The sequence below is a fragment of the Nitrospirillum iridis genome, assembly GCF_014205765.1.
Taxonomy (GTDB): Bacteria; Pseudomonadota; Alphaproteobacteria; order Azospirillales; family Azospirillaceae; genus Nitrospirillum; species Nitrospirillum iridis.
Map to the genome: position 1 here is coordinate 226,672 of NZ_JACIIZ010000001.1, position 17,803 is coordinate 244,474.

The 17,803-nt window shown below is 70.2% G+C and carries 16 protein-coding genes; 9 read left to right on the top strand and 7 right to left on the bottom strand.

Annotated features, from left to right (window positions below; translation table 11 throughout):
* Positions 1-13: 13 nt before the first annotated feature.
* Both FHS74_RS00975 and fsa read right to left on the bottom strand, forming a co-directional pair.
* Positions 14-724, bottom strand: a complete 711-nt coding sequence (locus FHS74_RS00975) for a DUF484 family protein (RefSeq protein ID WP_184796598.1) — start codon at positions 722-724, stop codon at positions 14-16.
* A 115-nt stretch (positions 725-839) separates the two neighbouring features.
* Positions 840-1,520 (bottom strand): fructose-6-phosphate aldolase, encoded by a 681-nt coding sequence (gene fsa / locus FHS74_RS00980; RefSeq protein ID WP_184796600.1) that lies wholly within the window; start codon positions 1,518-1,520, stop codon positions 840-842.
* A gap of 206 nt (positions 1,521-1,726) precedes the next feature.
* Between fsa and FHS74_RS00985 the strand changes: the two genes are divergently transcribed.
* Positions 1,727-3,955 carry a primosomal protein N' gene (locus FHS74_RS00985; RefSeq protein ID WP_184796602.1) on the top strand — a complete coding sequence of 743 codons (2,229 nt, stop codon included), beginning with the start codon at positions 1,727-1,729 and terminating at the stop codon, positions 3,953-3,955.
* Positions 3,956-3,981: 26 nt separating this feature from the next.
* Here the strand turns inward: FHS74_RS00985 and FHS74_RS00990 are convergent, their stop codons facing one another.
* Together FHS74_RS00990 and FHS74_RS00995 are read right to left on the bottom strand one after the other, a co-directional pair.
* Positions 3,982-5,964, bottom strand: a complete 1,983-nt coding sequence (locus FHS74_RS00990) for a S41 family peptidase (protein ID WP_184796604.1) — start codon at positions 5,962-5,964, stop codon at positions 3,982-3,984.
* Between the two features lie 51 nt (positions 5,965-6,015).
* Positions 6,016-7,164, bottom strand: coding sequence for a helix-turn-helix domain-containing protein (locus tag FHS74_RS00995; protein ID WP_184796605.1), 1,149 nt, complete (start codon positions 7,162-7,164; stop codon positions 6,016-6,018).
* A gap of 205 nt (positions 7,165-7,369) precedes the next feature.
* Here FHS74_RS00995 and FHS74_RS01000 point away from each other — a divergent pair, with 205 nt between their 5' ends.
* The gene (locus tag FHS74_RS01000) at positions 7,370-8,122 is read left to right on the top strand and encodes an RT0821/Lpp0805 family surface protein (protein WP_184796607.1); all 753 of its coding nucleotides are present in this window, start codon (positions 7,370-7,372) and stop codon (positions 8,120-8,122) included.
* Positions 8,123-8,177: 55 nt separating this feature from the next.
* On the opposite strand, the gene FHS74_RS01005 is transcribed toward FHS74_RS01000, so the two are convergent.
* Positions 8,178-9,200: an alpha/beta hydrolase gene (locus tag FHS74_RS01005; protein ID WP_184796609.1), complete on the bottom strand. Its 1,023-nt coding sequence runs from the start codon at positions 9,198-9,200 to the stop codon at positions 8,178-8,180.
* 54 nt (positions 9,201-9,254) lie between these two features.
* Complete coding sequence (locus FHS74_RS01010) at positions 9,255-10,607, bottom strand: TldD/PmbA family protein (RefSeq protein ID WP_184796611.1); 1,353 nt, start codon at positions 10,605-10,607, stop codon at positions 9,255-9,257.
* A gap of 538 nt (positions 10,608-11,145) precedes the next feature.
* Between FHS74_RS01010 and FHS74_RS01015 the strand changes: the two genes are divergently transcribed.
* The 5 genes from FHS74_RS01015 to FHS74_RS01035 are packed head-to-tail and all read left to right on the top strand — an operon-like array spanning position 11,146 to position 14,991.
* On the top strand, positions 11,146-11,817 hold the full coding sequence (locus FHS74_RS01015; protein ID WP_184796613.1) for an amino acid ABC transporter permease: 672 nt from the start codon (positions 11,146-11,148) through the stop codon (positions 11,815-11,817).
* Positions 11,817-12,488 (top strand): amino acid ABC transporter permease, encoded by a 672-nt coding sequence (locus tag FHS74_RS01020; RefSeq protein WP_184796615.1) that lies wholly within the window; start codon positions 11,817-11,819, stop codon positions 12,486-12,488. Before FHS74_RS01015 ends, FHS74_RS01020 begins: the two co-directional genes overlap by 1 nt.
* Before the next feature lie 25 nt (positions 12,489-12,513).
* Positions 12,514-13,260, top strand: coding sequence for an amino acid ABC transporter ATP-binding protein (locus FHS74_RS01025; protein ID WP_184796617.1), 747 nt, complete (start codon positions 12,514-12,516; stop codon positions 13,258-13,260).
* A complete protein-coding gene (locus tag FHS74_RS01030) occupies positions 13,257-14,174 on the top strand; it encodes an isoaspartyl peptidase/L-asparaginase (protein WP_184796619.1) in 918 nt (305 codons plus the stop codon). The genes FHS74_RS01025 and FHS74_RS01030 overlap by 4 nt, the downstream gene beginning before the upstream one ends.
* 10 nt (positions 14,175-14,184) lie before the next feature.
* Positions 14,185-14,991, top strand: coding sequence for a transporter substrate-binding domain-containing protein (locus tag FHS74_RS01035; protein ID WP_184796621.1), 807 nt, complete (start codon positions 14,185-14,187; stop codon positions 14,989-14,991).
* Positions 14,992-14,999: 8 nt separating this feature from the next.
* Here the strand turns inward: FHS74_RS01035 and FHS74_RS01040 are convergent, their stop codons facing one another.
* Positions 15,000-15,995, bottom strand: coding sequence for a LacI family DNA-binding transcriptional regulator (locus tag FHS74_RS01040; protein WP_184796623.1), 996 nt, complete (start codon positions 15,993-15,995; stop codon positions 15,000-15,002).
* Positions 15,996-16,106: 111 nt separating this feature from the next.
* Between FHS74_RS01040 and FHS74_RS01045 the strand changes: the two genes are divergently transcribed.
* Both FHS74_RS01045 and FHS74_RS01050 read left to right on the top strand, forming a co-directional pair.
* Positions 16,107-17,060 carry an ROK family protein gene (locus tag FHS74_RS01045; protein WP_184796625.1) on the top strand — a complete coding sequence of 318 codons (954 nt, stop codon included), beginning with the start codon at positions 16,107-16,109 and terminating at the stop codon, positions 17,058-17,060.
* Positions 17,057-17,803 (top strand): copper homeostasis protein CutC, encoded by a 747-nt coding sequence (locus FHS74_RS01050; RefSeq protein ID WP_184796627.1) that lies wholly within the window; start codon positions 17,057-17,059, stop codon positions 17,801-17,803. The genes FHS74_RS01045 and FHS74_RS01050 overlap by 4 nt, the downstream gene beginning before the upstream one ends.

Consider the following 17,803-nt stretch of genomic DNA (forward strand, 5'->3'; position numbering starts at 1 on the left):
CGTCGCATCCGGTCTACAAACTTAACCAGCCCCTGATACACCGCTCCACCACCCTCGCCAGGAAGCACAGCAGTTCCGTGCCCTGGCCCGGATGGAACAGGTCGGCGTCGCGGGAGCCGAAGGCGAGAAGGCCGACGGGGCCTTCGGGGCCGATCTGCAGCCGCACCAAGGCTTCGGACCGCACGATGGGGGCGGCGGGGCCATAGATTTCCGCCAGGCCCTGGATGTTGCCGCGCAAGGTCACCTCGCGCTTGTTCATCCACCGGCCGATGGCGCCGGTCTCCGCCAGCTGCAGGCCCGTGCGGTCGCTGTGCAGGGCCAGGGGGCTGTCCTCGGGCTGTTCCACCACCAGGCAGGCGAGGTCCAGGTCCAGCAGCACCGCCAGGTCGGTGGTGATGGTCTGGATCAGATGTTCGAAGTTCTGCGCGTCCATCAGGAACAGGACGGCGGCGTGCACCCGGCTCTGGTTGTTGATGTTGGCGCGGGCGGTGGCGATCAGGTCGTCGTGCCGGGCCGTCAGGTCGGCCACCTCGCGCCGCAGCTTCAGCAGCATGAAGTGCTGCAGGTCGGCCACGCCGTTGCCCCGATTCTCCGCCGGCGGAATCAGGTGGTGGACGATCTCGGGATGCTGCTGCAGGAAATCCGGGGTCTCGCGCAGGTATGTGGCGACATCCTCCGCTGTCAGGGCGTCGCCCAAGGCGCTGTGCGGTGTTTTGCCGCCCATATCCAGACCTTCCCGTGAAAGGCCGGTTTCCCGGCACGCATGGCCCCTGAACGCGAACCGGCCCGCCCATCGCTGGGCGGGCCGGACAAGGCATCCGCTGGAACGCGACGGGGTATCAGCGGGTCGGCAGCGGCTGATCCAGGATAGTCTGCCCGGTCTTGGCCCAGTCCGCAACGAACTGCGCCAGGCCCTTGTCGGTCAGCACATGGTTGAACAGCTGACGGATGATGGCCGGCGGCATGGTGGCCACGTGGGCGCCCATCTTGGCCGACTGGGTGACGTGGATGGGGTTGCGGATGGAGGCGACCAGAACCTCGGTCTCGAAGGCCGGGTACTGGTCATAGATGGTGACGATCTCTTCGATCAGCGCCAGGCCGTCCTGGCCCATGTCGTCCAGGCGGCCGACGAAGGGCGAGACGAAGGTGGCGCCGGCCTTGGCCGCCAGGATGGCCTGGGCGGCGGAGAAGCACAGGGTCACGTTGACCATGGTGCCTTCCTGCGACAGGTGGTGGCAGACCTTGAGGCCGGCCTGGGTCAGGGGCACCTTCACCGCCACGTTGGGGGCGATCTTGGCCAGGTGCTTGCCTTCCTTCAGCATGGTCTCAAAGTCGGTGGAGGCCACTTCGGCGCTCACGGGACCCTTCACCACGTCGCAGATCTCGGCGATCAGGTCGATGAAGCTGCTGTGGCCGGACTTGGCGACCAGGGACGGATTGGTGGTGACGCCGTCCAGCAGGCCGGTGGAGGCCAGCTCGCGGATGTCGTTGATGTCCGCGGTATCGACGAAGAACTTCATGGGGGAATGCCCTCAGGATCTGGATCAGGACCGGGGCCCGCCCCCGGGTTGGCCGGCACTCTAGCCGAGGCGGCCCCCGCGTGCACGGGCTGATATGGCCCGGGTCGGGATGGGGGGCATGCGGCAGCCCGGGGGGTGCCCCGGGCGTCGCCCGCGATGCTTGAGACAATGGCGCCTGGCCCCCGGTCGGTGGTAACAGCAGGGCCATGGATCTGTTGACGGCAAGCGGGATAGAGGCGGGGCCCCCACCGGTACGGCGGGTGCGCGTTCTGCTGCCCCTGCCGTTGGCCAGCGCCTACGACTACCGCGTGCCCGACGACATGGATCTGGAGGCCGGCGCCTATGTCGAGGTGCCACTGGGCCCCCGCCAGGTCTTCGGGGTCGTGTGGGCCGTGGATGGTGATGAGGCCGGGGTGCCGGCCAATCGCCTGAAAAGCGTCCTTCGCCGGTTCGACCTGCCGCCCATGCCCGAGGTGTCGCGCCGCTTCATCGACTGGGTGGCGGCCTACACCCTGTCGTCGCCGGGGTCGGTGCTGCGCATGGCGGTCAGCGTCTCGGCGGCGCTGGAGGACCCAAAGGCGCTGCTGGCCTATCTGCCGTCGGGCGACTCACCACCGCCGGGCTTCAAGATGACGGACGCGCGCAGACGCGTGCTGGCGTTGATGGAGGAGGAGGGGCCGCCCCGCACGCCGGCCGACCTGGCGCGGGAGGCCGCCTGCGGCATCGGCGTCATCCGCGGCCTGGCGGAGTCGGGGCTGCTGACGCCTGTGGCCCTGCGCGCCCAGCCGCGCCCACCGATTCCCGATGCCCACCGGCCGGGGCCCACCCTGTCGCCCGACCAGGCGGCGGCGGCCGATGCCCTGCGCGCGGCCGTGGATGCGCGGGGCTATTCCGCCACGCTGGTGGACGGGGTCACCGGCTCAGGCAAGACGGAGGTCTATTTCGAGGCCATCGCCGCCTGCCTGCGCCAGGGGCGCCAGGCCCTGGTGCTGCTGCCGGAAATCGCCTTGTCCAGCCAATGGCTGGACCGCTTCGCCCGGCGGTTCGGCGTGCGGCCGGTGGAATGGCATTCCGATCTGGCCGGCGCCCACCGTCGCGCCGCCTGGCGCGCCATCGTCAATGGCGAGGCGCCGGTGGTGGTGGGCGCCCGGTCCGCCCTGTTCCTGCCCTATCCCGACCTGGGCCTGATCGTGGTGGATGAGGAGCATGAGGCCGCCTTCAAGCAGGAGGATGGCGTCATCTACCATGCCCGCGACATGGCGGTGGCACGCGGCTTCCTGGGGGGCATCCCCGTGGCCCTGGTCTCGGCCACGCCCTCCCTGGAAACGCTGACCAACGCCGAAACGGGTCGTTATGGCCGAATCGACCTGCCGGCCCGCCACGGCGGCGCCAGCCTGCCGGATGTGACCCTGATCGATCTGCGCCGCCCCGACAGCCGCCCGCCCGCCCGCCATTGGCTGTCGCCCATCCTGGTGGACGCGATGAAGGAGACGCTGGCGGCGGGCGAGCAGGGCATGCTGTTCCTGAACCGCCGGGGCTATGCGCCGCTGACCCTGTGCCGCAGCTGCGGCTTCCGCCTGCAATGCCCCAACTGCACCGCCTGGCTGGTGGAACACCGCCTCAGCCGCCGGCTGCAATGCCACCATTGTGGCTACACCGACCGGCTGCCCGAGACCTGTCCATCCTGCGAGGCGGAGCATTCCTTCGTCGCCTGCGGTCCCGGCGTGGAGCGGGTGGCGGAGGAGGTGGCGCAACTGTTCCCCGATGCCCGCGTGGCGCTGATGACCAGCGACACCCTGGTGGGGCCGCAGGCCATCCAGACGGTGATCGAGGAGGTGCGGGCCCACAAGGTCGACCTGCTGATCGGCACCCAGGTGATGGCCAAGGGCCACCACTTCCCCATGCTGACCCTGGTCGGCGTGGTGGACGGCGATCTGGGCCTGGGCGGTGGCGACCTGCGGGCGGCGGAGCGCACCTTCCAGATGCTGCACCAGGTGGCGGGCCGGGCCGGGCGTGAGAGCCGGCCGGGGCGCGTCTTCCTGCAGACCCACATGCCGGAACACCCGGTGATGCAGGCGCTGGCCGCCCACGACCGCGACGCCTTCCTGGCGGCGGAGGCCGACCAGCGCCGCGCCATGGACCTGCCGCCCTATGGCCGGCTGGCGGCGCTCATCGTCTCGGGGGAGGATGAGCGCCAGGTGGACAAGCTGGCGCGCGACCTGGCCCGCGTGGCGCCGCAGGGCGACGACGTCCTGGTCCTTGGCCCGGCGCCCGCCCCCCTGGCCTTGCTGCGCGGCCGCCACCGCCGCCGTCTGTTGCTGAAGACGGCGCGGGGTGTCGCGGTGCAGCCGCTGCTGCAATCCTGGCTGGCGTCCATCCCCATACCCGGAACCGTGCGGGTGCAGGTGGACGTGGACCCCTACAGTTTCATGTAGCCAGTTTCATGTAGCGCCGCCGCCCGTCAGGGGTGGCTCAGCCAATAGGCGTGGCGCATCAGGTAGGGTTGGCCGGGCCCGGCGCTCAAGGTCGTGACCGACACCGTGCCGCCCCGCCGGGCCAGGATCACCCGCAGACCGACGGGATGGCCGTTCTCCACCCCCGTACCCTGGGCCACCAGGGTCAGGTCGCCCGGGCCGGGTCCCCCGCGCCGTTCCAGGACGTCATAGCGCTGGTGCCGCTCACCATCATCCATCACCAGGGCCTGCCCGTCCCCTTCCAGGGACCAGGTTTCCTGCGACCGGACCGTCTTGCCCGGACCGTCGTCGTAGGTGAACGACAGCCGCGCCGTCCCGCCGTCCGTGGTCACCGACAGCCGGGTCGGCAGGATGACACGGCGGTCGCTGCCATAGTCCCGGTAATCCAGGGTCCCGGTCCAATCGCCGGCCAGCGCCCCGGCCAGCCCGGGGGCCGGGTCCGGGGTGGAGGCCGACGCTTTCGCCACCGCCAGCGCCCGGTCCAGACCCGCCAACTGGTCGGCCATGGTGGGCGTGACCCGGTCGTCGACCGCGACACCACCCGTGGGGGCGGGATTGTCCAGGTTGGTGCGGTTCCAGGCATTGGGGATGCGTACCCGTATGCCGCTGTTGGGCAGGGTCAGCAGGAAGATGTGGCCGGCCGTCGGCCCCTCGGCGCTGCCGCTGGTGTCCTCGCCCACCAGCCGGGCGCCGGTCTTGTCGCGCAGCTGGGCGATGATCCGCGTGGCGCCCGAGCCGTTGCGCGGGCCGGTCAGCACCACCAGGGCGCCGGTGAAATGGTCCGGTGACGGCTCCTGCGGCCACAGCCCCTCGTCATCCGGGTTGCCGTCCCGGGGCAGCCGCTGCCACCACCCATCGGCCCATCCCAGGGCGGCGGTGCGGCTGAAGCCCTCCATCGCGGGCTCGAACAGCGCCTTGGGGTCGCCCCAGGTCTCCATGTGCGCCGGCAGGTCGCCATAGCGCACGGCCTTCAGCAGGGGCGGCTTCGACCAGGTGAAGGGGTGCGGCAGCAGATAGCGCCCCAGCGCCACCGACACGTCCTCCGATCCGCCGCCGTTGTTGCGCAGATCCAGGATCAGACGCTCGACGCCGCGCTGCTTCAGGATCCGGAAAAAGCCCGCCAGGAAGGCCGTCGGGTCCACCGGGTTGCGGTAGTTCACCAGGGTGTCGATGCGGAGGTAGGCGGTCTTCCCCGCCAGCCGCCACGTCACGGCCTTGTAGAACTCATCCCGGTAGGACGTTTCGGGCCAGGCCAGCGCCATCCATTGGCGGAAGGGGATGGGCGCCAGCGTGGCCTGGGAAAGCCGGCTGTCGCCCGGCCGCTTCCACTCCAGCGTCCAGTGGTCGGGGAAGCCGTAGAAGGCCGGCCAATATTCGTCCAAATCGTCGCCCATCAGGTCGCTGTCGACGGCCAGTTTGACGGCTATGGCCTGGGTGGTGTCGCCATCATAGGCGACCGCCTGGCCCAGGGTGGCCAGCACCGTCGGCACTGGGCGGCCGTTGATGGCGGTGATTTCCGCGCCCGGCGGTGGGGCGCCCGGCTGGCCATCGTTCGACACCACGATCATGCGCCCTTCGACGAGGGTGAACCGGAGCGGCAGATGGGTCGGGTGCCTGGTCCGCCAATCTTCGATCGCGGCCGAGGGCTCGGGCTTGGTGTGGTCGCAGTGGATGGCCGCCACCAGGGTGGCGATGGCCCGCCAAAGCTCCAGGTCGGTCATGGGCTGGGCAGCCGCGCCCTCCAGCCGGGCGAAGGCTTGGTCGACCTCCGCGCGGGTACCATAGCGGTAGAGGCCGGGATGGATGGTTTCCAGCGCGCGCCGCAGCAGGGCGACGTCGGCCCGCGCCTGCGCCGGGCTGAGGGACAGCGGGGCATAGGCGGGGCCAGCGTCCGGTGCGGCCACGGCCGGCGGGGCCAGGGTCAGGATGCAGGCCAGGGTGAGGGGGCCAAGGAAGGGCGGCAAACGCATGGGGTGGGCCTCTGGGTAGTCGGCCGGTTCCGCCCGGCACGTCACGCCCAGTTAGGCGGCATCGCCCCCCGCCGTCGCCTCATCCCCCGTAAATCTGCTGTTTTCCGGCTTTTGAGACGCGCGCCAGGCGCTGGGGCTCAGGCCCGTGCGCTCCCGGAACACGCGGTTGAAGCTGGCCTTGGAGGCGAAGCCGCAGTCCAGCGCCAGGGCCAGCAGCTCCCCCGGTTCCGCCCGTCCCAGGCGTTCCTGGATCGCTTCCACGCGCAAGCCGTTGATCAGGGCGCTGAAGGTGCAGCCCAGGCCCTGGTTGATGGCGCGGGACAGGTAGGTTTCGTTGGTGCCGAGCCGCTGCGCCACCTGGGCCAGGGTCAGGCTAGGCTCCCGCCACCAGCCCTCGCGCCGGATGGTGCCGCGCCACTGGTCGGCTTGGGCCGTCCAGTCGCGTTCGCGTGCCGGCGCGGGCGGGCGTTGTTGGGCGGCCATCAGTGGATAGGCGCGCGCCGCATGGCGCCAGCCCTCAAGGCCCAGGCCCACGACGATGGCGGCGAAGGCGAGATACTGGGGAAAGCGGTCATAGTAGCTGAGGGGGGCCAGCAGGCCATCGATCAGGTCGAAGGCCACCGCCACCACCAGCCATAGCGCCAAGGCCGCCAGCAGCGTGCGCTGCCAGGGTTGGCGCAGGTCGGCGGGGCTGCTCACCGTGCCGGCAAGCCAGTGCTGGTAGCGGTGGCGGAACCGGGCCGCGGCCGCCAGGTAAAAGGCCAGCGACAGCGTGGCGGCCCAAGTCTGCGCCGGGGCGATCCAGGGCTCATGGACCGTGTCGTTCCACCGCATCTTCGCCGCCAGCGGCAGGGTGAAGGCCCAGACGGTGTAAGCAAGGTCCAGGGCGGCGGGTGCCAAGTGCCAGGCCCATCCGGGGGGCAATCGCGGTGTCGCCAGGCGGCGGATATAGAGGTAGAGCAACGGGCCGGTGGCCAGGCCCAGATCGAAGGGCGCGAAGGACAGCCAGGGATAGGCGTCATAAAAGCCGGCGAAGCCCAGGACATAGGGCATCAGCCGCAGCACCGCCACGCCCAGCAGGGCCGCCAGCAGGCGGTTGGCGACGCGATTGCCCGGTGCCGCCAGAAGCAGCAGGGCCACCAGCGCGCCAAAGCCGGCCGCCATGCCCAGCATGGTACTCCAAGGACCGAATCGGATCATGGCGCCTCCGCCGAACAGTCTAGCGCGCCCCAGGCGCGGGCGGAAAGATCCTGGCTTTTCTGACTAAGCCGGAAAGCCACGATGACGGTGTGGGAAACACTGCCCCATGGTCGCCACGATCAGCGTCATACTGTCGCTGATACGACACCCCCGGGGGCGCGCCGGACATCGCGTCCCCCAAGCATCGGAAGAAATGAGGGCCATCATGAAGCGCTCGTCCCGTCTTATCGCCGCCGCCGCGACCGCCGTCGTGGCGCTGGCTGCCGCCCTGCCGGCTTGGGCTGACCCGCCGCCGTGGGCCGACGCCTCCGGCTATCACTATCGGGACCGGGATGGACGGGATGATCGCCGTGGCGATGATCGCCGGGATGACCAACGGGGGGATGATCACCGTGGCGACGACCGCCGGGGAGACGATCGCCGGGGGGACGATCATTGGCGTGATGATCACCGGGACGATCGCCGGGGCCCGCCGCCGGGGCACTATGTCGACCGCCGCTCCCCCCACTATCGAGAGTTCTATGGCGCCGACGTGGGGATCGAGGACGGGCGCTGCGACCGTGGCGCGGTGGGCTTGAACGTGGGCACGGTGGTGGGCGCCCTGCTGGGCGGCCTGGCCGGCTCGCAGTTCGGCCATGGCGGCGGCAAGGCGGCCATGACCGGCGCCGGCGTCCTGTTGGGGGCGCTGGCCGGCAACGTCGCTTTCAACCGCATGGACAGCAGCGACCAGGGCTGCTTCGCCCAGGCCATGGAAAAGGCGCCGGACGGCCAGCAGATCGTTTGGAACAACCCGGACAACGGCGCCCAATACCAGATGACGCCGGTCAAGACCTGGCAGGAATCGCCCGACAATTATTGCCGCGAATACCAGAGCGTGGCCGTGGTGGGCGGCCGCAAGCAGACCGTGACCGGCACCGCCTGCCGCCAGCCTGATGGGCAGTGGAAGATCGTGAACTGAGGTGGCTGGGCCTTCATCGGTGGCGATGAAGGCCCGCCTTCAGGCGTCGGCGGGCTCACACGAACCCATGCCGGGTGAGCCAGCGGTGGTAAAGGTCGGGCCAGGGCTCGGCCGAGCGGCCGGGGATTTCGCGCAGGGCGAAGCCATGGCCGCCGGATTCGAAGACGTGCATCTCCGCCGCCACGTTCTGGCGGCGCAAGGCCTGGAACATCACCAGGCTGTTGCCCACCGGCACGGCGCTATCGTCGGCGGCGTGGAACAGGAAGGTGGGGCAGGTGCCGGGGCGCGCACCCTGGTCCGGTGAATAGGCAGCCACCTGGGCGGCGCTGGGGCTGGGCCCCAGCAGGTGCTGTCGCGATCCCAGGTGGGTCAGCGACTCCTCCATGGAAATGACGGGATAGGCGAGGCCGCCCAGCTGGGGCCCGGCCGGCAGCGTGTCGGCCTCATCCACCGCCGTGTAAACGGCGGCATCGTGCCGGGTGATCAGGCTGGCCGCCAGATGGCCGCCGGCGGAAAATCCCAGGACGCCGATGCGGCCGCCATCCACGCCCCACCCCTTGCCCTGGTGGCGCAGCAGGCGCATGGCGCGCTGGGCGTCCTGCAACGGCACGTCCGGCCCGTTCTTCCATCCCTCGGCCGGCAGGCGATAGGTCAGGACGGCGGCATGCACACCGGTGGCGTTCAGCCAACGGGCGATCTCATACCCCTCCTTGTCGAACCAGACATTGGTGTAACCGCCGCCCGGAATGACCAGGATGGTGGCGCGCGGGCCCGGGTTGGCGCTGCGGAAGAAGGCCAGGGTGGGCGTGGCCACGCTCTCCGCTACCCGGTCGGGCGGGCCGCCCACGGGGCCGTGGTCGGTGACCACGTCCTTGATCGTCAGGCCCTCGCCCCCCGGTGGGGTGCCGGGCCACAGGGGCGCGAGCATGTCCGGGTCGCGGCGCTGGCGCGACTGACGCACCAGATCGGCGGCGGATCCGCCATCGGCCTGGGCGGGGCGCGTCAGGGCCAAATTCCCCAAGGCGGCACCGCCCAGCGCGGCCAGGGCCAGGCGCCGGCGGTCAAGGGTGAAGGTCATCGGGCTGCCTCCCTCTGGGCGCTTCGTGCTTGATATCGCGGTGACTGGCCCCCGTCAGGTGCCTGCCACCGTCATGCCTTCCACCCGCACGGTGGGGCTGTCCACGCCATGGCGGAATTCCAGGTCGTTGGCTGGCCGGAGGCTGAGGAACATGTCCTTCAGATTGCCGGCGATGGTGATCTCCGCCACCGGGAAGGCGATCTTGCCGTCCTCGATCCAGAAGCCCGACGCGCCACGGCTGTAGTCACCGGTGATGCCGTTGACGCCGCTGCCCATCAGGGAGGTGACGTAGAAGCCCTGGCCGATGTCGGCGATCAGCTGCTCCGGCGTTTCGGTCCCCGGCGTCAGATAGACGTTGGTGGCGCCCGGGCCGGGCGGGCCGCCGGTCCCGCGCGAGGCATGGCCGGTGGAGGCCAGGCCCAATTGCCGGGCGGACCGCAGGTCCATCAGCCAGGTCGTCAGCACGCCGCCGTCGATCAGGTTGCGGCGCTGGCCCGGCTGCCCCTCGGCATCGAAGGGCTTGGAACGCAGGCCGCGGCGGATGTGCGGATCGTCAACGATGGTGATGCCGGGGGCGAAGATCGCCTGGCCCATCTTGTCCTTCAGGAAGCTGGTCCCCCGGGCGATGGCGGCGCCGGAGATGGCGCCCGTCAGGTGACCCAGCAGGCCGCCGGCCACGCGGGGATCGAACACCACGGGCACCGCCTGGGTCGCCACCTTGCGCGGGTTCAGGCGGGCGACCACCCGTTCCCCGGCCCGCCGGCCGATGGTGACGGGCGACTCCAGGTCGGCGGCGTAGACGGTGGAATGATAGTCGTAGTCCCGCTCCATACCCGTGCCGCTGCCGGCCAGGACCGAGACGGACAGGCTGCGGCGGCTGACGCTGTAGCCGCCGGAAAAGCCGTTGCTGGCGGCGAGCGTGACGGTGGATCGCGACCAGCCGGCGTCCGCGCCCTCGGAATTGCTGACACCGGGCACGGCCAGGGCCGTTTCCTCCAACTCCGCGATCTGGGCCAGCAGGTCCTCGGCCACCGGTTCGGCGCTGTCGCACAAATCCAGGTCGGGCCAGTCGCGGGCCAGCGACTCCGGATCGGCCAGGCCGCAATAGCCGTCCTCCGGCACCAGGCGGGCCATAGCCACCGCCCGTTCCGCCAATTCCTTCAGCAGGGCCGAGCTGCGGTCGGAGGACGATACGATGGCCTGGCGTTTGCCCACGAAGACCCGCAAGCCCAAATCGCCCGATTCGGCGCGCTGCACCTCCTCCGGCTTGCCCAGGCGCTGGCTCATGGACATGGCGGCGCTGTCCACCAGCAGGGCATCGGCGGCGTCCGCGCCGGCCTTGCGCGCCAGGGTCAACAGGTCGTCCAGGATGCCGGCGGCGGTGGCGTCGGGGGGCAGGGGAGGCATGGGCGCTGGGCTCCGGCTCAAAGGGCGAGAGGGGATGGGGCTGGACCACCTTGCCAGTTCGCGGGGCCGGGGGGGAAGCCTCACCTTGCGGGGCGGGGGCAGGGGAGGGGGCCAGGGAGGAGACGGGGCCGAGGGGCGCGTCTTCCCGGACTGTTTCAGAACGGTAACTGAAAGCATAATTGCAACGATATGTTTCTTAGCCTATCAACATCTGACATCCGTTGGTTACCGGCTGCGGCTAGGGTCACCTGGCCAGTGCATGCGGGCTGCCCCGCCTGACGCACGGGGCCGGTCCGGACGGGCCACTACGGGGATCTGCCGCCCCGGTTCGTTCGGTCACCTTTCGGGTTTCTTGTTCCCGGAAGTATGTCCATCTACCTTCCAGGGCCGCGGGCGCCAACCTCGCGGCCCTTTTTCTTTTTCCGGCATCGACGCGGCGCCCTTTCCTATCGGTTATGAAAGGAACAGGCGCCGGAAGGCATTGACATTCATGGCCTGTGCGGCAAACTGAAACCGATTTCACTTACAGGGACGCCCCTTGCGCTTCGATCTCACGGTGCTGCTGCCCCATCTGGATGCGCTGCTGGCGGGCGTCTTGCTGACGGCCGAGGTTTGTGCGCTGGGCATTGTCGGCGCCTTCGCCCTGGGCACGGGGCTGGGCCTGGCGGCGACAACCCATGGCTGGCCCGGCCGCCTGGCCCGTTTTTATGTCGATGTTTTCCGCAACGTCCCGTTCGTGGTGCAGGTGTTCTTCCTGTATTACGGCCTGCCGGAGGTGGGGGTGTATATCGACGCCTTCTGGACCGGGGTCATGGCCCTCACCCTGGTGGGCGGCGCCTATGCCAGTGACGTGGTGCGCAGCGGCATCCTCGCGATCGAGCCCGGGGTGGTCGAGGCCGCACGGGTCAGCGGCCTCAGCCGCCTGTCCATCTTCCGCCGCATCGTCCTGCCCATCGCCCTGCGCACCGCGCTGCAGCCCCTGGGCTCCGTCTTCGTGAACCTGGTGCTCAGCTCCTCCATCCTCTCCATGATCACGCTGGATGAGGTGACGGGGGCCGCCCGAGGGGTCGCCGCCGAAACCTACCGCCCGTTCGAGGTCTACGCCTTCCTGCTCGTGGCCTATGCCGGCCTGACCTACGCCGTGTCCCTGGGCGTCGGGGCCTTGCACCGGCGGCTGAACCGGCACCTGGTGGCGGGGGGGCGGGCCTGATGCGGCACACGGGTTTCACCGTCCATGACGGCCTGCTGCTGGCCCAGGGGCTGGGGGTCAGCCTGGGCCTGTTCGCCGGCACCTTCGCCCTGGGCCTGGTGCTGGGCTCGGCCGCCGCCGTCGTTCGCCACTTCCGCGTGCCGGCCCTGGGGGCGGCGCTGCACGCCGGGTTGGAACTGCTGCGCAACTCACCGGTGCTGGTGCAGCTGTTCCTGGTGTTCTTCGGCATCCCGGCCTTGATCCACCAGCCGCTGACCCCGGTTGTCGCGGCGGGCGTGACGCTGTCGGCCAACACCGCCGCCTTCGTCTATTTCATCGCCGTGGCCGGCCTGGACGCCGTGGGGCGGGACCAGGTCGAGGCGGCGCGGGTCTATGGGTTCAGCCGCGCCCAGCTGGTGCGCCACATCCTGGCGCCGCAGGCGGCGGCCTTCGCCCTGGGTCCGTTGGTGGGTCTGGCGGTCAACCAGCTGCAGGTGACCTCCCTGGTCTCGGTCATCGGCGTGATGGACCTGACCAAGGCGGGTGACATCCTGAACCTGCGCACGCTGCGCCCCTTCGCCGTGTGGACCATGGTGGGCGCGCTGTATTTCGCGGCGGCCAAGGGGTTGACGCTGCTGGGCCATCATTGGGAACGGCGGCTGCGGGCGCATGCCCCGCCGCTCGGATTTTAGGGCGGGACTTGCGAGGAATGCGCGGATGATAGCGGTGGAGGGCGTGGTCAAACGCTTCGGGACGCAGACGGTCCTGGACGGCGTCAGCCTGACGGTGGCGCCCGGTGAGGTCGTGACCATCCTGGGGTCCAGCGGGTCGGGCAAAAGCACGCTGATCCGCTGCATCAACGGGCTGGAACGGCTGGACGGCGGCCGCATCACCGTGGACGGGCTGGACGTGGCCAACCCGCGCCAGCTGGCCCAGGCGCGACGCTTGTCCGCCACCGTGTTCCAACTGTTCAACCTCTACCCCCACATGACCGTGCTGAGGAACGTCACCCTGGCGCCGGAGGTGGTGCTGAAGCGCCCGGAGCCCGAGGTGGCGGCGGAGGCGCGCGCCCTGCTGGCCAGCGTGGGCCTGGCGGACAAGGCCGACGCCTACCCGGCCCAGCTGTCGGGCGGCCAGCGCCAGCGGGTGGGCATTTGCCGGGCGCTGGCCATGAACCCGCGCTATCTGCTGCTGGATGAGGTGACCAGCGCCCTGGATCCGGAGATGACGGCGGAGGTACTGGCCATCCTCGGCCGGCTGGCGAGCCAGGGCACGACCATGCTGTTCGTCACGCATGAGGTGGAATTCGCCCGCCGCATCTCCACCCGCATCGTTTTCCTGGACCAGGGCCGGCTGATCGTCGATCTGCCGACGGCGGATTTCTTCGACCCGGCGCGGGGCCTGGCCCATCCGCGTATCAACCAGTTCCTGTCCAAAATGACGCCTGTTGGGGAGCGCCCGTGATCCTGATCGCCAATTCCGAGGCCTGGCCCGGCTTCCAGACCACCGTCGACCGGTTGAGGGCGGGGGAGCGGGGCCCCGATCCCCTGGTGGCCGGCATCTCATGCGTGGAGCGGGAGGTGACGGTGCGCAGCGTCGGCTACGGCGGCTGGCCCAACATGCTGGGGGAGATGGAGTTCGACGCCGGCGTCATGGATGGCACCACCCGGCAGGTGGGGGCCGTGGGCGCCCTGCGCGACGTGGTTCCGGCCAGCGCCGTGGCGCTCCAGGTCATGCGCCGCCTGCCGCACGTCCTGCTGACGGGCGACGGCGCCCGGCGCTTCGCCCTGGAATGCGGGTTCGCGGCGGAGCCGACCCTGCTGGAGGACTCCCGCCGCGTATGGTGGGAACGGCTGGAGAAGGAACTGCCGCCGGCCGACCTTGCCGCCTTTCCCGACATTCCCCTCGCCCCCCTGAGCCGGGCCATCACCGATCCCGAGCGGGTGCGCGACACCACCGTGTTCCTGGGCCAGGATTCGGGTGGCGGCCTGCATGCCGCCACCAGCACGTCCGGCTGGGCGTGGAAGTACCCCGGCCGCCTGGGCGATTCGCCCATCGCCGGCGCCGGCTTTTACGCCGACAGCCGTTTCGGCGCCGCCGCCTGCACCCATACCGGGGAGATGACGGTGCGCTGCGGCACCGCCCGGTCCATCGTGCTGGCCCTGCAGCTGGGCCGGACCCTGCGGGAGGCGGTCGATCTGGCCGTGGCCGATCTGGCCACGCTGGATCTGGGCTTCCTGGCGGGCGTGGTCATCCACGCCTTGGACGCCCAGGGCAACCATGAGGTCGTCAGCTTCCGTTGCGGCCCCGCCATCCGCTATTGGTATTGGGATCCGTCGCTGACGGCCCCGGAAGAGCGCGTCGCCCGCACCGTTTGAGGAGTACCCCATGCGCAAATTGCTGCCGGCGCTCGCCGTTCTTTTCCTGGCCGTCGCCGGTTTGGCCGGGCCCGCCTGGGCCGGCAAGCTGGAGGACATCCGCCAGCGTGGCGTGCTGCGGGTGGGGGTGTCCCTGGGCGGGGAACCCATCGGCTTCCGCGACGACCGCAACGCGCCGGCCGGCTATGATGTCGATGTCGCCAAGCGTCTGGCGGACAAGCTGGGGGTGGGGGTGGAATACACCGACGTCTCCGGCGACGCCCGGGTCAGCATGCTGGTGTCGGGACAGATCGACGTGGCGGTGGCCAATCTGACGGCGACGCCGGAACGGGCGCGGACCATCGCCTTCACCATCCCCTACAACCGGGTGGGCTTACGCGTCATCGTGCAGAAGAGCGCCGGGGTCAACCAGCTGTCGGACCTGGCGGGCAAGAAGGTCGTGGTCGGCCGGGGCACGACCGGTGAGGCCTTCCTGCGCCAGGCGGTGCCGGGCGCCAAGCTGGTCTATACCGACACCTTCGCGCCTGATGGCGTGCTGCTGCTGGTGCAGCGGCGGGTGGATGCCGGTATCGAGGATTCGTCCATGATGGACTACCTGGCCAACACCAACCCGGCGCTGAAGACCCTGCCGGACCTGTATTCCAACGCCCCCATCGCCATCGGCCTGGCCCAGGGGGACGGCGACTTCCTGCGCTGGCTGAACGGCTTTGTCGCGGACTACATAAGCTCCGGCGCCTATGAGGCCAATTACCGCAAATGGTGGGGCAAGGACGCGGCGGTGCCGGTCCTGACCGCCGGGACCAACCCCGCAGGCTGATCGAACCGTCAGCCGGTCAGTCGGGCATGGAAACGGGTGGGCAGGGTCAGGGGCCAGGGGCCGGTGGCGGTGCCGGTCAGCACGCCGATGATGGCGTCGACATAGGCGCGGCGGTCATAGCCGATGGACGAGATGGGATAGGCGTCGAAATCCGTCAGCGACAGGTTGTCGTAGCCGTACAGCCGCGTGGTCGTGGGGCGGCCGCCGGGAAAGTCCGGCCGCAGTCGGTCCAGCACGCCCATGGCCATGGCGTCGGAGGTGCAGAAGATGGCGTCCGGCCGGGCCGCCTTGGCCAGTTCCTCGCCGGCCCGGTGGCCGCTGGCGTAGGAATAGTCGCCCTGCAGGGTGGCGGTCAGGCGGATGCCTTCGGCCGCCAACGCCGCCTGGTACAAGCGGATGCGCGCCTGTTCCAGGACGGAGGTGGGGCGCCCCGTCACCACGGCCGCCGTCTTCACCCCCTGGGCGGCGGCATGGGCCACCGCCTCGACGATGCCCACCCGTTCATCGGGAATGACGGCCGGCGACGCGTGATCGTGCCGGCCGTTCAGCATCAGCACCTGGTCGCTGCGGAACAGGGTGCGGGCGGTGGCGGCGTCGGCGAAGTCGGAAAAGACGATGGCTGCATCGACGTGATAGGCCACGCCGGTGCGCAGGAAGGATTCCACCCGGTCGCTGGAGCCCACGCGGATGAGGATCACCTGCTTGCCCGTCGCTTGGACCGCGGCCAGCAGGGGGTCGAACAGGTCCAGGTCGCTCAGGTCATGGATGTGGTTGACGACGACGGCCACCAAGTTGACGCTTTTCGTGGTCAGGCTGCGGGCCAGCAGGTTGGGACGGAAGCCCAGCTCTTGCGCCGCTTGCAGCACGCGCGCCTTTTTTTCCGCCGACACGGGGCGCTGCTCGTCCGAAAGCGCCCGGGACGCCACCGCCCGCGAGACGCCGGCCCGTTCGGCCACGTCGCTGATGGTGGGGTTGGCGGGAAGGGGGGCGTGGTGCCGATCCATCCCATGCCCGTCCATCCCTGGCATCGATCCTTCCCCCATATTCCACTCTGTCGATGATTTGCGGTCCATTTTCGTTAAAATGGGACCTTTCCACGAAAGAAGATTTCAATCTTGATATACTGTTTCGACATCGGTGGGTCATACATTTCCCTGGGGACAGCCAGTACAGATGTAATGGTGACGGGCGGTGTCACCCGTGTCGGTCGTGTGCCGACGCCTACCCATGACCCGGCCGCCTTCGTCCAGGCGCTGGCCGATCTGATCGCCCAGGCGCCGGGCCCCGCCGACGCGCCGGCGGCCTTGGCCTTGGCCGGTGGTATCGATCCTGACACGGGCCTGGCCTCGTGCGCCAACATTCCTTGCCTGACGGGCCGCCCGCTGGTGGCCGACCTGGCGGCGGCCCTGCGACGGCCGGTGGTGGTGGCCAATGACGCCGCGTGCTTCGTGCTGGCGGAGGCGACGGTGGGTGCCGCGCGTGGTCATGGCGTCGTCTTTGGCATCATCCTGGGCACGGGCGTGGGCGGCGGCCTGGTGGTGGACGGCCACCTGGTCCGTGGCGCCGGCGGCATCGCCGGCGAGTGGGGGCACGGGCCGGTGGTCAAGCAGGTGGCGGGCGACCCGCCGCTCACCCTGCTGCGCCTGGCCTGCGGTTGCGGTCATAGGGGCTGCGTCGACACCGTGGGCGGCGCCCGGGGACTGGAACGTCTGCACCGGGCGGTGCATGGCGTGACCCTCGACAGCCAGGCGCTGACGGCCGCCTGGGCGGCGGGCGACCCCGCCGCGACCCGCACCCTGGATATCTATGTCGACCTGGTGGCGGACCCGCTGGCGGTGGTGGTTAACGCCATCGGTCCCGGCCTGGTGCCGGTGGGCGGCGGCCTGTCGTCCGACGCCGCGTTGGTTTCCGCGCTGGACCGGGCCGTCCGGGCCCGTATCCTGCGACGCACGGCGGGGCCGCTGCTGGTGCCCACGGTGCTGGGCGGCGCGGCCGGCCTGGTGGGGGCGGCCATCCTGGGTGCGGAATGGCTGGAACGGAATAGGGTATCGAGGGGGATGGGGGCATGACCCGGACGGAAGTTCTTGAACGCGTGCGGCTTGAGGTGTGCGTGGACAGCCCGGCGGGCGTGGCCGCCGCCATCAGGGGCGGGGCCGACCGGCTGGAACTCTGCGCCGCCCTGGTGGTGGGGGGCCTGACGCCGTCGCGCGGCCTGATGGCCCTGGCGGCGGCCAGCGGCCGGCCCGCCTACGCCATGATCCGCCCCCGGCCGGGCGACTTCGTCTACGGACCCGCCGACCTGGACGTGATGGGTGATGACATCGATACCGCCCGCGCCCTGGGCCTGCCCGGCGTGGTGCTGGGCGCCAGCCTGCCCAGCGGCGAACTGGACGCGGCGGCGCTCGCCATCCTGGTGGATCGCGCCGATGGCCTGGGCCTGACCCTGCACCGCGCCATCGACCTGACGCCCGACCCCATCGAGGCCCTGGACATCGCCATCGAGCTGGGGTTCGAGCGGGTGCTCACCTCCGGCGGTGCCCGCACGGCGGTGGAGGGGGCGGAGACCATCGCCGAACTGGTCGACCATGCCCGGGGCCGGATCAGCATCATGGCTGGCAGCGGCGTCAACGGTGACAACGCCGTAGACCTCATCCGCCAGACCGGCGTGAGCGAGGTCCACGCCTCCTGCGGCATGGCGCCGGCGGTGGTGGACCCCCACCTGCTGCACTTCGGCTTCGTCCAGCCTGGTGCCCGGGAGACCGACGCCGCCACGGTCATGTGGCTGGCGGCGGCGATCCGGGATATCTACTGA

Excerpts from the sequence above, each read along its gene's own strand:
- FHS74_RS01025 (WP_184796617.1), top strand. The coding sequence starts at position 12,514 with ATGATAGCGGTGGAGGGCGTGGTCAAACGCTTCGGGACGCAGACGGTC.
- FHS74_RS01050 (WP_184796627.1), top strand. The coding sequence starts at position 17,057 with ATGACCCGGACGGAAGTTCTTGAACGCGTGCGGCTTGAGGTGTGCGTG.
- FHS74_RS01010 (WP_184796611.1), bottom strand. The coding sequence starts at position 10,607 with ATGCCTCCCCTGCCCCCCGACGCCACCGCCGCCGGCATCCTGGACGAC.
- FHS74_RS01040 (WP_184796623.1), bottom strand. The coding sequence starts at position 15,995 with ATGGATCGGCACCACGCCCCCCTTCCCGCCAACCCCACCATCAGCGAC.
- FHS74_RS00990 (WP_184796604.1), bottom strand. The coding sequence starts at position 5,964 with ATGCGTTTGCCGCCCTTCCTTGGCCCCCTCACCCTGGCCTGCATCCTG.
- FHS74_RS00995 (WP_184796605.1), bottom strand. The coding sequence starts at position 7,164 with ATGATCCGATTCGGTCCTTGGAGTACCATGCTGGGCATGGCGGCCGGC.
- fsa (WP_184796600.1), bottom strand. The coding sequence starts at position 1,520 with ATGAAGTTCTTCGTCGATACCGCGGACATCAACGACATCCGCGAGCTG.
- FHS74_RS01005 (WP_184796609.1), bottom strand. The coding sequence starts at position 9,200 with ATGACCTTCACCCTTGACCGCCGGCGCCTGGCCCTGGCCGCGCTGGGC.
- FHS74_RS01000 (WP_184796607.1), top strand. The coding sequence starts at position 7,370 with ATGAAGCGCTCGTCCCGTCTTATCGCCGCCGCCGCGACCGCCGTCGTG.
- FHS74_RS01035 (WP_184796621.1), top strand. The coding sequence starts at position 14,185 with ATGCGCAAATTGCTGCCGGCGCTCGCCGTTCTTTTCCTGGCCGTCGCC.
- FHS74_RS01020 (WP_184796615.1), top strand. The coding sequence starts at position 11,817 with ATGCGGCACACGGGTTTCACCGTCCATGACGGCCTGCTGCTGGCCCAG.
- FHS74_RS00985 (WP_184796602.1), top strand. The coding sequence starts at position 1,727 with ATGGATCTGTTGACGGCAAGCGGGATAGAGGCGGGGCCCCCACCGGTA.
- FHS74_RS00975 (WP_184796598.1), bottom strand. The coding sequence starts at position 724 with ATGGGCGGCAAAACACCGCACAGCGCCTTGGGCGACGCCCTGACAGCG.